Genomic DNA, 11,927 nt, shown 5'->3' on the forward strand with positions numbered 1-11,927 from the left:
CGGCCGGTGCGTGGAGCGGTGCGGGCTACCGGAAGGCGCGCAGCCGGAGACTGTTGGTCACCACGAAGACCGAGGAGAAGGCCATCGCCGCCCCCGCGATCATCGGGTTCAGCAGTCCGGCGGCGGCCAGCGGCAGCGCGGCCACGTTGTAGCCGAAGGCCCACACGAGATTGCCCCTGATCGTGGACAGGGTGCGCCGGGACAGCCGGATCGCGTCCGCCGCCACCCGCAGGTCACCGCGGACCACCGTCAGGTCGCCCGCCTCGATCGCCGCGTCCGTCCCCGTGCCCATCGCGAGGCCCAGGTCCGCGGCGGCGAGCGCGGCGGCGTCGTTGACACCGTCGCCGACCATGGCGACCGTACGGCCCTCGGAGCGCAGCCGCTCCACCACGGCGACCTTGTCCTCGGGCAGCACCTCGGCGATCACCTCGTCGATCCCGACGGCCGCCGCGACCGACTCGGCCACCCGCCGGTTGTCCCCGGTCAGCAGGACGGGCCTCAGACCCAGCCGGCGCAGCCCGGCCACCGCCTCGGCGCTGGTCTCCTTCACCGCGTCCGCCACGGTCACGACGCCGCGCGGCACACCGTCCCAGCCGACCACGACGGCCGTACGGCCCCGCTGTTCGGCCTCGTCCCGGGCGGCCGACACCTCGGGCGGCAGGGCGTCGTACAGGCGCCCCACGGCCACCTCGCGGCCCGCCACCCGGGCGCGTACGCCACGCCCGGGGACGTTCTCGAAGTCCTCGACGTCCGGCAGCGTGCCGAGCCGCTCCTCGGCCCCCGCGGCGATCGCGCGGGCCACGGGGTGCTCGGAGGCGTGCTCGACGGCGCCCGCGAGCCGCAGCAGCTCCTCCTCGCCGGTGTCCCCGGCGGCGTACACCTCGTGCAGGGTCATGCGGCCGGTGGTGACCGTGCCGGTCTTGTCCAGGACGACGGTGTCGACCCTGCGGGTGGACTCCAGGACCTCGGGGCCCTTGATGAGGATGCCGAGCTGGGCACCCCGGCCGGTGCCGACCAGCAGCGCGGTCGGCGTGGCGAGACCCAGGGCGCAGGGGCAGGCGATGATCAGGACGGCGACGGCCGCGGTGAACGCGGCGACGGTGTCGCCGGTGGCGCCCAGCCAGCCGCCGAAGGTGGCGACCGCGATGAGCAGCACGGCCGGCACGAAGACGCCGGAGACCCGGTCGGCGAGGCGCTGCACCTCGGCCTTGCCGCTCTGCGCGTCCTCCACCAGCTTCGCCATCCGCGCCAGCTGCGTGTCCGCGCCCACCCGGGTCGCCTCGACCACCAGCCGGCCCCCGGCGTTCACCGTGGCGCCGGTGACGGCGTCCCCGGCCGTGACGTCCACCGGCACGGACTCGCCGGTCAGCAGGGAGGCGTCCACGGCGGAGGTGCCCTCGGTCACCGTGCCGTCGGTGGCGATCTTCTCGCCGGGGCGGACGACGAACCGGTCGCCCACGGCCAGCCGGGCCACGGGTATCCGCACCTCGCGTCCGTCCCGCAGGACGGCGACGTCCTTGGCGCCCAGCTCCATCAGCGCCCGCAGCGCGGCCCCCGCGCGGCGCTTGGAGCGGGCCTCCAGCCACCGGCCGAGGAGCAGGAAGACGGTGACCCCGGCCGCCGCCTCCAGGTAGATCACGGAGGCGCCGTCGGTGCGGGAGACGGTGAGGTCGAAGCCGTGCCGCATGCCCGGCATGCCCGCGTCCCCGAAGAACAGCGCCCACAGGGACCAGCCGAACGCCGCCAGCGTGCCGAGCGAGACCAGCGTGTCCATGGTGGCCGCGCCGTGCCGCAGGCCCGTCCAGGCCGCGCGGTGGAAGGGCAGCCCGCCCCAGACCACGACGGGTGCGGCGAGGGTGAGCGAGAGCCACTGCCAGTTGTCGAACTGGAGCGCCGGGACCATCGCCAGCAGGACGACGGGCGCGGCCAGGAGGGCCGAGACCAGCAGGCGCTGCCGCAGGGCCGACAGCTCCGGGTCGCGGCCCCCGTCCCCGGTGCCGCTCTCCCCGGTGCCGGTCCCGCCAGCGGGCTCCGGCGGCGGCGCCGGTTCCTCGGCGGTGTACCCGGTCTTCACGACGGTGGCGATCAGGTCGGCGACCTCCGTGGTCACCGGGTGGCTGATCCGGGCCTTCTCCGTCGCGTAGTTCACCGTGGCGGTGACACCGTCCATGCGGTTGAGCTTCTTCTCGACGCGGGCCGCGCAGGCGGCGCAGGTCATTCCGCCGATGAGCAGCTCGACCTCGGCGAGACCGGCGTCGGGAGCCGCGGCCGTCGCGGCGGCAGGGGTGTCCGCGGCGGCAGGGGTGTCCGCGGTGGTGCTGGTCATGGTCCGGGCTCCAGGAGGGGGGGCGGTTGCGCCGGGGCTCAGACCCGGCCGACGAGCTCGAAACCCGCCTCGTCCACGGCGGCGCGCACGGCCGCGTCGTCGAGCGGGGTCGCGGAGACGACGGTGACCTCGCCGGTGGAGGCGACGGCCTGCACGGAGGCGACGCCCGCGATCTCGGAGATCTCGCCGGAGACGGCGCCCTCGCAGTGGCCGCAGCTCATGCCGCTCACCTTGTAGACGGTGGTGACGGAGCCCTGGGCGGTGTCGGTCTGGGCGGTCATGTCGTTACTCCTCGTCAGGGGGTGGCACGGGCGGGTACCCGTGGGTCCGCGCGGGACCACGTACCACCCACTGTACCCCCAGGGGGTATGGCTCCGGATGGGCCTGCCGTGAGATGAGGGACGGGAGGCTCGGACGCCGCCACCCCGGCATGCGACAGCCACGACGGTACGGAAGTGAGGGTGACGATGCGCGCGGTCGTGTTCGAGCGTTTCGGGGAGCCGGCCGAGGTGCGGGAGGTCGCCGACCCCGCACCCGCGCCGCACGGTGTCGTGGTGCGCGTCGCGGCCACCGGGCTGTGCCGCAGCGACTGGCACGGATGGCGGGGCCACGACCCGGACATCGCACTGCCGCACGTCCCCGGCCACGAGCTCGCCGGTGTCGTCGAGGCGGTCGGCGACCGGGTGGCGGGGTGGCGGCCCGGCGACCGGGTGACCGTGCCCTTCGTCTGCGCCTGCGGGACCTGCGCGGCCTGCGCGGCGGGCGACCAGCAGGTGTGCGAGCGCCAGACCCAGCCCGGCTTCACCCACTGGGGCTCCTTCGCCGAGTACGTGGCGCTCGACCACGCCGACGTCAACCTCGTCCCGGTGCCCGAGGGCATGTCGTACGCCACGGCCGCCTCGCTCGGCTGCCGGTTCGCCACCGCCTACCGCGCCGTGGTTCAGCAGGGGCGCCTCGCGGCGGGGGAGTGGGTCGCGGTGCACGGCTGCGGGGGTGTCGGCCTGTCCGCGGTGATGATCGCCGCGGCGTCCGGGGCGCGCGTGGTCGCCGTGGACGTGTCGGCCCGCGCGCTGGAGCTGGCGCACGCCTTCGGCGCGGCCGAGTGCGTGGACGCCTCCCGGACGCCGGACACGGCGGCCGCCGTCCTCGACCTCACCGGCGGTGGCGCCCACCTCTCGCTCGACGCCCTCGGATCGCCCGCCACCTGTGCCGCGTCCGTGGCCGGCCTGCGCCGCCGGGGCCGGCACGTACAGGTCGGGCTGCTGCCCTCGGCGGACGGCACCACACCGGTGCCGATGGGCCGCGCCGTCGCCCTGGAGCTGGAACTGCTGGGCAGCCACGGGATGGCCGCACACACCTACCCGCCGATGCTGGAGCTGGTCCGCGCCGGAGTGCTCCGGCCCGACCGGCTGGTGACGTCCACCATCGGTCTCGAGGCGGTCCCGGCGGCCCTCGCGGCGATGGGCACGGCGCCCGGCGCCGGGGTGACGGTCGTCGAGCCGTGACGCTCGTCGAGCCGTGACGGTCACCGGGTCCTGACGGCCGCCCGCCCGGTGCCCCACGCGGCCGTGGGGCACCGGGCGGCCTTCCGGCGCCGCCGCTCCTCGCCGCCGTCGCTCCCGTTACTTGTTCCTGTTGCGCGGCCGGGACGCCACCCAGGCCCGGACCGTCTCCGCGTACCAGTACGGCTTCCCGCCCTCCACGTGGTCGGGCGGCGGCAGCAGCCCGTGCTTGCGGTACGACCGCACGGTGTCCGGCTGGACGTGGATGTGGGCCGCGATGTCCTTGTAGGACCAGAGCCTCCGGTCGGTCACTCGTTGCACCTCCCTGCGCGCGCCACGGCGGCGACCGGGGACGGCCGCGGGGGGAGCCGGGCGCTGCGCTGGCGATCACCAAGCCTGTGCCGGGTGAACGACGCCGGGTGAGGGGCGGTCGGGGGACGTTCGCGGGTGTGACGGAAGACCCGCGTACCGGTGACATGTGTGACCCGCGAGGCGCATTCGTGACACGAGCGCCACACAGGCGTACGCCGTCGTTCAGGCGCGGCGCGTTGACTGGGGCGGCCGTCGGTGCTCGGTGGTGCGCCACCGGACCGCCAGCGGACCGCCACAGGGGGCAAGTCGTCCGAATGTCCGGACAAAACATTGACAGGCCGCACGCACGCCGCTAGAAACCGGGGAGACGCAAGGGCGGGCAAGAAGGGAACGCGATGGCGGACGGCCCGATGACACACGGCCCCGTCGCCGGTTCCCCCACCGAACGCCTCCGGCGCGGGAAGGCGGCCTCGCCCTGGCAGGAGCGAGGCACGAGCGCCGACTCCCCGCTCGCACCGGCTCCGCGCCGGAGGTTCCCGCGTCCCGCCGGGGCGGCCCGTGCCCGCGGCGCCCCCACTGCCCCACGTGTCTACGCGGACACCGAAACCGCAGACACAGTGTCGGGCGCGTGCGCGGCGCCCGGCTGCTGGGATGGAGTCATGGCCGAGACCGCGACCCGACCGGCGCGGTCACCGGCCCGCGAGCAGCACGAGCAGCGCGCGCTGCACCCACGGCACGTCTCGACCCGTCGCCGCCATCTGTGAAGGAGTTCTCGGTCATGACGAACATCGTCAACCACTGGATCGGCGGCAAGACCGCCGAAGGCGCCTCGGGCACGTACGGGCCGGTGACCGACCCGGCGACCGGCGCGGTCACCACCAAGGTCGCCTTCGCCTCCGTCGACGAGGTGGACGCGGCGGTCGCCGCGGCCAAGGAGGCGTACCTGACCTGGGGTCAGTCCTCGCTGGCCCAGCGGACCTCCATCCTCTTCGCGTTCCGGGCCCTGCTGGACGCGCACCGCGACGAGATCGCGGCGCTGATCACCGCCGAGCACGGCAAGGTGCACTCCGACGCGCTCGGCGAGGTCGCGCGCGGCCTGGAGATCGTCGACCTGGCCTGCGGCATCACCGTGCAGCTCAAGGGCGAGCTGTCGACGCAGGTCGCCACCCGCGTCGACGTGTCCTCGATCCGGCAGCCGCTCGGCGTGGTCGCGGGCATCACGCCGTTCAACTTCCCGGCGATGGTGCCGCTGTGGATGTTCCCGATCGCCATCGCCTGCGGCAACACCTTCGTGCTCAAGCCGAGTGAGAAGGACCCGTCGGCCGCGGTGCGGATCGCCGGGCTGCTCACCGAGGCCGGTCTGCCGGACGGCGTCTTCAACGTCGTGCACGGCGACAAGGTGGCCGTGGACCGCCTCCTCGAGCACCCGGACGTCAAGGCCGTCTCCTTCGTCGGCTCCACGCCGATCGCCCGCTACATCCACACCACCGCGTCCGCCAACGGCAAGCGCGTGCAGGCCCTCGGCGGCGCCAAGAACCACATGCTGGTCCTCCCCGACGCCGACCTCGACGCGGCGGCGGACGCGGCGGTGAGCGCGGCCTACGGCTCGGCCGGCGAGCGCTGCATGGCCATCTCGGCGGTCGTCGCGGTCGGCGCCGTCGGCGACGAACTGGTCGAGAAGATCCGCGAGCGGGCCGAGAAGATCAAGATCGGGCCCGGCACCGACCCGTCCTCCGAGATGGGCCCGCTGATCACCAAGGCGCACCGCGACAAGGTCGCCTCCTACGTCGAGGGCGCGGCGGCCGACGGCTGCGAGGTCGTCCTGGACGGCACCGGGTACACGGTCGACGGCCACGAGGACGGCCACTGGATCGGCATCTCCCTGCTGGACCGCGTACCGACCACGGCGAAGGCGTACCAGGACGAGATCTTCGGTCCCGTGCTGTGCGTGCTGCGCGCCGACACCTACGAGGAGGGCCTGGCGCTCATCAACGCCTCGCCGTTCGGCAACGGCACCGCGATCTTCACCCGGGACGGCGGCGCGGCCCGCCGCTTCCAGCTGGAGGTCGAGGCCGGCATGGTCGGCGTCAACGTCCCGATCCCGGTCCCCGTGGGCTACCACTCCTTCGGCGGCTGGAAGGACTCGCTCTTCGGCGACCACCACATCTACGGCAACGACGGCACGCACTTCTACACCCGCGGCAAGGTCGTCACCACCCGCTGGCCCGACCCGGCCGACGCCCCGGCGGGCGTGGACCTGGGCTTCCCGCGCAACCACTGACCGACCCCGAGCCGATCACCGAGGGTGATCGCGGATACGGGAAGCAAGCCCGTGGGAGGCCGTCCACTCCGTGGACGGCCTCCTTTTTTGCGTGCGGACCGTGCGGTTCCCGTAGGCGGGCAAGACGCCACCGCCAGAGCCCTGTTACGTCGTGATCGACATCATCGGCGCTTCACGACCACGGAATCCGTAGGTAATTGACCATTGACGACTCGGTTTTCGTCGGTGTTCGATGCTGCGAACCGGGAGCGGACCGAGACCCACAGACCTGATCCGCCGGAGGCGATAGCGCTCCCGACGTCACCCTCAGTCGCACGAGTCGATCGGAACCCCGCCGCATGACCGATACGCTCCGCCCCGTCGCAACCGAGCCCGGTGCCGCCCCCGCACCCGACCCGGACGGCGCCCCCACCACCCTCAAGCGTTCCATCGGCGTCGTCGGCGGCACCCTGCTCACCCTCTCGTGCGTGACCCCCGCCTCCACGCTCTTCGTGGTCGTCCCCGACCTCTTCGGCTCGCTCGGCACCGCCACCGCGCTCACCATCGCCATCGGCTCCCTGCTCTGCGTCGCGGTGGCGTTCTGCTACTCGGAGCTGGGCACCCTCGTCCCCAGCGCCGGCGGCGAGTACGCCATGGTCTCCACCCTGTCCGGGCGCCTGGCCGGCTGGCTCGTCTTCGTGCTGTCCCTGCTGGTCGTCATGATCGTGCCGCCGGTGATCGCGATGGGCACGGCCGACTACCTCGAACCGATCCTGCACCTCGACCCGTCCCTCGCGGGCGCGGGCGTCATGCTGCTCGCCACCCTCGCCGGCCTGCTCGACCTGCGGGCCAACGCCTGGATCACCGGCGTCTTCCTGGTCCTGGAGGTCATCGCCGCGGCCGTCGTCGCGGTGCTGGGCTTCGCCCACGCCGAGCGCGGCCCCGGCAGCCTGGTGTCGATGGAGGTGGGCGGCGCCCACGGCGGCACGGACCCGGTGACGGCCCTGCTGGTCGTCTCCGGGCTCGCCATCGCCCTCTTCATCACGCAGGGCTTCTCCACCGCCGTCTACCTCTCCGAGGAGCTGGAGAACCCGCGCCGCAACGTCGCCCGCACGGTGCTGGCCACCCTCGCCATCTCCACGGTGATCATCCTGGTCCCGGTCGTCGCCATCACGTTCGGCGCCTCCGACCTGGCCGAGCTGACCGGCGGCGACATCGGCGCCATGGTCACCGCCTGGTCCAACTCGGCCGTCGGCACCTTCGTGAGCCTCTGCGTGGCCCTCGCCATCATCAACGCGGGCATCGTGATGGTCATCCAGAACTCGCGCGTCCTGTTCGCCTCCGCCCGCGACAAGGCGTGGCCCACTCCGGTCAACGGGCTCTTCGCCCGGCTCGGCCGGTTCGGCTCCCCGTGGGTCGCCACCCTCGCCGTGGGCGTGCCCGGCGCCGCGCTGTGCTTCGTCGACCTGGACACCCTGTACGGCGTCACCGGCGTCTCCGTCACGGCGATGTACCTGCTGGTCGCCGTCGCCGCCCTCGGGGCCCGGCGCGGCGCGCACCGCCGTGCGCACGCGTGGCGCATGCCCCTGTGGCCGGCGGTGCCGATCGTGCTGATCGCGGTCCTCGCCTACATCCTGACCCAGCAGGAGGTGGCCCACCTGCTGTGGACCGGCGGCATCGCGGCCGTCGCCACCCTGTACTGGGCCCTGTACCTGCGCCCGCGCCGCGACACCCGCTGGCTGGTGACCGTGCCCCAGGACGTCCGCGAGCCCGCCGGGCCGTGACAGCGGCCCCGGCGCCCCGCGGGGCCTTTGCCGGCCTACCGCGCCCGCGGTAGGCGCGAGCGGTCCCGTACTTCCGTGGGAGGGCCGCCGGTTCAGCCTCCGGACGCCTTCCGCCGTCCGCACCGGCCCGTACCGTTGACCCATGGATCTTCGACTGCCCCGCGTGCGGGGGCTGCTACGGGGGCCGCGGCGGATGCTCTGCGCCGCGGCCGCCGTCGTCGTGCTCGCCGGTGCCGGGACGTGGACGGCCGTCGCCGGTGACGAGGCGGCCCCGGTGCGGCGCGCCGACCGGACCGTGGCGGTGGGCGACGGCGTGCGCCTGGACACCTCGTACTTCACGTCGGGCTCCGGCGGCCGCCGACCGGCCGTCCTGCTCGCGCACGGCTTCGGCGGCAGCAAGGACGACGTACGGGAGCAGGCCGAGGACCTGGCGAGGGACGGGTACGCGGTCCTGACCTGGTCCGCGCGCGGATTCGGGAAGTCCACGGGGAAGATCGGGCTGAACGCGCCGGACGGCGAGGTCGCCGACGTGTCCCGGCTGATCGACTGGCTCGCCCGGCAGCCCCAGGTCGAGCTGGACGAGGACGGCGACCCCCGCGTGGGCATCGCGGGCGGCTCCTACGGCGGCGCGGTCGCGCTGCTCGCGGCCGGCCACGACACCCGGGTGGACGCCGTCGCCCCCGCGATCACCTACTGGAACCTGGCCGACGCCCTGTTCCCGAACGGTGTCTTCAAGAAGCTGTGGGCCGGCATCTTCGTCAACACGGGCGGCGGCTGCGACCGGTTCGAGGCGGACCTGTGCCGCATGTACCAGCGCGTCGCCGAGTCCGGCAGGCCCGACGCCGAGGCCGTGAAGCTCCTGGAGGCGCGCAGTCCGCAGGCCGTCGGCGACCGCGTCAAGGTGCCCACCCTGCTGACGCAGGGCCAGACCGACTCCCTCTTCCCGCTCGGCCAGGCCGACGCCGCGGCGCGGGCGATCCGGGCCAACGGCGCCCCCGTCGACGTGGACTGGATCGCGGGCGGGCACGACGGCGGCGACCTGGAGAACGACCGCGTCCGGGCGCGCATCGACGGCTGGTTCGACCGCTACCTCAAGGACGACGAGGGCGCCGCCACCGGCCCCGCCTTCCGCGTCACCCGCACCGGAGGCGTCGACTCCACCGACGGCCGGGCCCAGTTGCGGGGCGCGAGCGCCGACCGGTACCCGGGCCTGGCGGCCGGACAGCGCTCCGTGCCCCTGCGGGGCCGCGAGCAGAGCGTCGACAACCCGGCCGGCGCGAACCCGCCCGCCGTCTCCGCCCTCCCCGGCCTCGGCGGCGCCGGAGGGCTCTCGCAGCTCTCCTCGCTCGGCGTCGGCGTCTCCCTCGACTTCCCCGGCCAGTACGCCGCGTTCGAGTCCGCCCCCGTCGACGACGGCCTGCGGATCACCGGCTCACCGACGGCCACCGTCCACGTCCGCTCCACCACCGAGGACGCCGTCCTCTTCGCCAAGGTGTACGACGTCGGCCCCGGCGGCACCGCGCCCGTGCTCCCCTCCCAGCTGGTCACCCCCGTCCGCGTCGAGGACGCCGAGGCCGGCCGGGACGTGACGGTCACCCTCCCGGCGATCGACCACGAGGTGGAGAAGGGCCACCGCCTCCGCCTGGTCCTCGCCTCCACCGACCTCGGCTACGCCTCCCCGGCCGCCCCGGCGACGTACACCGTCTCCCTCCGGGGCGACCTGAAGGTGCCGACCGCCCCCGGCGTGACGACCGCCGCGGCGCCGCTGCCCGCCTGGGTGTGGTGGCTGCCCCTGGCCGGCGCCGCCGTCGCCCTGGCCCTGCTGTGGGCCGGCCGCCGCCGCACCGCCGCACCGGCCCCCGACCCCGCGTCGGCCGACGTGCCCCTGCGGATCACCGGCCTGAGCAAGCGGTACGCCGGGGCCACCGAACGGTACGCGGTGCGGGAGCTGTCGTTCCGCGTCGAGAAGGGGCAGGTGCTCGGCCTGCTCGGGCCCAACGGCGCGGGCAAGACGACCACCCTGCGGATGCTGATGGGACTGATCAAGCCGGACGACGGCGAGATCAGGATCTTCGGCCACGCCGTCCGCCCCGGCGCCCCGGTGCTGTCCCGGGTCGGCGCCTTCGTCGAGGGCGCGGGCTTCCTGCCGCACCTGTCCGGCCGGGAGAACCTGGAGCTGTACTGGCGGGCCACCGGACGCCCGCCCGAGGACGCCCACCTGGACGAGGCGCTGGAGATCGCCGGGCTCGGCGACGCGCTCGCCCGCGCGGTGCGCACCTACTCCCAGGGCATGCGCCAGCGCCTCGCCATCGCCCAGGCGATGCTCGGCCTGCCCGACCTCCTCATCCTCGACGAGCCGACGAACGGACTGGACCCGCCGCAGATCCGCGAGATGCGCGAGGTGATGATCCGCTACGCGGCGGTCGGCCGCACCGTGATCGTCTCCAGCCACCTGCTGGCCGAGGTCGAGCAGTCCTGCACGCACCTCGTGGTCATGGACCGGGGCCGGCTGGTCCAGGCCGGTCCGGTCGCCGAGATCACCGGCTCCGGCGACACCCTCCTCGTCGGCACCGGCCTGCCCGTGGAAGGACCGCTCGTGGACAAGGTCGCCGCCCTGCCCGGTGTCGCCTCGGTCGTGCACACCGACGACGGGCTCCTGGTCCGCCTCGACCCCGGCGGCACGGCGTCCGGCCTGGTCGCCGAACTGGTCCGGCTGGAGATCCCGGTGGCCTCGGTGGGCCCGCACCGCCGCCTGGAGGACGCCTTCCTCACCCTGATCGGAGGTTCCGCATGAGCACGCCCACCGAGACGGTCCCGGCCGGACCCGCGCCCGAGGCGGCGCCGTCGTCCGCGTCCGGCTACCGGGCGGGCCGCACCCTGCCCCTGCGGGTGGAGCTGGTGCGCCAGCTCAAGCGGCGCCGCACCCTCGTGATGGGAGCGATCCTCGCCGCCCTGCCGTTCGTCCTGGTCGTCGCCTTCGCGATCGGCGGCGAGCCGGAAGGACCCGGCGACCGCATCACCCTGATGGACACCGCCACCGCCTCCGGCGCCAACTTCGCCGCCGTCAACCTCTTCGTGTCGGCGGGCTTCCTGCTGGTCGTCCCGGTCGCCCTGTTCTGCGGGGACACCGTGGCCTCCGAGGCGAGCTGGTCCTCCCTGCGCTACCTGCTCGCCGCTCCGGTGCCGCGCGCCCGGCTGCTCGCGTCCAAGCTCGCCGTCGGACTCGGGCTGAGCCTGGCCGCGATGGTGCTGCTGCCCCTGGTGGCGCTGGCCGTGGGCACGGTCGCCTACGGCTGGGGCCCGCTGGCCGTCCCCACCGGCGGCTCGCTGGCCCCGGGCACGGCGGCGCAGCGCCTGGTGGTGGTCGTGGCGTACCTGTTCGTCTCCCAACTGGTCACCGCCGCCCTCGCGTTCCGGCTGTCCACCCGGACCGACGCCCCGCTCGGCGCGGTCGGCGGCGCCGTCGGCCTGACCATCGTCGGCAACGTCCTGGACGCGGTGACCGCGCTCGGCCACTGGCGCGACTTCCTGCCCGCGCACTGGCAGTTCGCCTGGGCGGACGCCGTCCAGCCGCACCCGGAGTGGTCGGGCATGATCCAGGGCACGGCGGTCTCGGTGACGTACGCGCTCGTGCTGTTCGCCCTGGCCTTCCGGGGCTTCGCCCGCAAGGACATCGTGTCGTAGGTCCCCGGCGGATCATCCACAGGACCCGACGGCCCGCCCCCGTGCGCCCATTGACGTTT

General features: G+C 74.3%; 8 protein-coding genes. 5 read left to right on the forward strand and 3 right to left on the reverse strand.

Going from position 1 to position 11,927, the window contains the following annotated elements:
• Positions 1-25: 25 nt before the first annotated feature.
• Both EV562_RS06165 and EV562_RS06170 read right to left on the reverse strand, forming a co-directional pair.
• Positions 26-2,326, reverse strand: coding sequence for a heavy metal translocating P-type ATPase (locus EV562_RS06165; RefSeq protein WP_133885643.1), 2,301 nt, complete (start codon positions 2,324-2,326; stop codon positions 26-28).
• Positions 2,327-2,364: 38 nt separating this feature from the next.
• Positions 2,365-2,607 (reverse strand): heavy-metal-associated domain-containing protein, encoded by a 243-nt coding sequence (locus EV562_RS06170; RefSeq protein WP_133885644.1) that lies wholly within the window; start codon positions 2,605-2,607, stop codon positions 2,365-2,367.
• A 186-nt stretch (positions 2,608-2,793) separates the two neighbouring features.
• On the opposite strand from EV562_RS06170, the gene EV562_RS06175 reads away from it, so the two are divergent.
• Entirely contained in the window at positions 2,794-3,831 is a 1,038-nt protein-coding gene (locus tag EV562_RS06175; RefSeq protein WP_133886035.1) for a zinc-dependent alcohol dehydrogenase family protein, read from the forward strand.
• Positions 3,832-3,948: 117 nt separating this feature from the next.
• Here the strand turns inward: EV562_RS06175 and EV562_RS06180 are convergent, their stop codons facing one another.
• Positions 3,949-4,140, reverse strand: coding sequence for a MerR family transcriptional regulator (locus EV562_RS06180; RefSeq protein WP_133885645.1), 192 nt, complete (start codon positions 4,138-4,140; stop codon positions 3,949-3,951).
• A 778-nt stretch (positions 4,141-4,918) separates the two neighbouring features.
• Between EV562_RS06180 and mmsA the strand changes: the two genes are divergently transcribed.
• The 4 genes from mmsA (at position 4,919) to EV562_RS06205 (ending at position 11,868) form a co-directional block, all read left to right on the forward strand.
• Entirely contained in the window at positions 4,919-6,421 is a 1,503-nt protein-coding gene (gene mmsA, locus EV562_RS06190) for a CoA-acylating methylmalonate-semialdehyde dehydrogenase (RefSeq protein WP_133885647.1), read from the forward strand.
• A gap of 338 nt (positions 6,422-6,759) precedes the next feature.
• On the forward strand, positions 6,760-8,184 hold the full coding sequence (locus EV562_RS06195) for an APC family permease (RefSeq protein ID WP_133885648.1): 1,425 nt from the start codon (positions 6,760-6,762) through the stop codon (positions 8,182-8,184).
• 142 nt (positions 8,185-8,326) lie between these two features.
• Positions 8,327-10,978, forward strand: a complete 2,652-nt coding sequence (locus tag EV562_RS06200) for a CocE/NonD family hydrolase (protein WP_166661613.1) — start codon at positions 8,327-8,329, stop codon at positions 10,976-10,978.
• The gene (locus tag EV562_RS06205; protein ID WP_133885649.1) at positions 10,975-11,868 is read left to right on the forward strand and encodes an ABC transporter permease; all 894 of its coding nucleotides are present in this window, start codon (positions 10,975-10,977) and stop codon (positions 11,866-11,868) included. The genes EV562_RS06200 and EV562_RS06205 overlap by 4 nt, the downstream gene beginning before the upstream one ends.
• Positions 11,869-11,927 lie beyond the last annotated feature (59 nt).

The sequence above is a fragment of the Streptomyces sp. BK208 genome, from assembly GCF_004364245.1.
Lineage (GTDB): Bacteria > Actinomycetota > Actinomycetes > Streptomycetales > Streptomycetaceae > Streptomyces.

Excerpts from the sequence above, each read along its gene's own strand:
- EV562_RS06200 (WP_166661613.1), top strand. The coding sequence starts at position 8,327 with ATGGATCTTCGACTGCCCCGCGTGCGGGGGCTGCTACGGGGGCCGCGG.
- EV562_RS06175 (WP_133886035.1), top strand. The coding sequence starts at position 2,794 with ATGCGCGCGGTCGTGTTCGAGCGTTTCGGGGAGCCGGCCGAGGTGCGG.
- EV562_RS06195 (WP_133885648.1), top strand. The coding sequence starts at position 6,760 with ATGACCGATACGCTCCGCCCCGTCGCAACCGAGCCCGGTGCCGCCCCC.
- EV562_RS06170 (WP_133885644.1), bottom strand. The coding sequence starts at position 2,607 with ATGACCGCCCAGACCGACACCGCCCAGGGCTCCGTCACCACCGTCTAC.
- EV562_RS06165 (WP_133885643.1), bottom strand. The coding sequence starts at position 2,326 with ATGACCAGCACCACCGCGGACACCCCTGCCGCCGCGGACACCCCTGCC.
- EV562_RS06205 (WP_133885649.1), top strand. The coding sequence starts at position 10,975 with ATGAGCACGCCCACCGAGACGGTCCCGGCCGGACCCGCGCCCGAGGCG.
- mmsA (WP_133885647.1), top strand. The coding sequence starts at position 4,919 with ATGACGAACATCGTCAACCACTGGATCGGCGGCAAGACCGCCGAAGGC.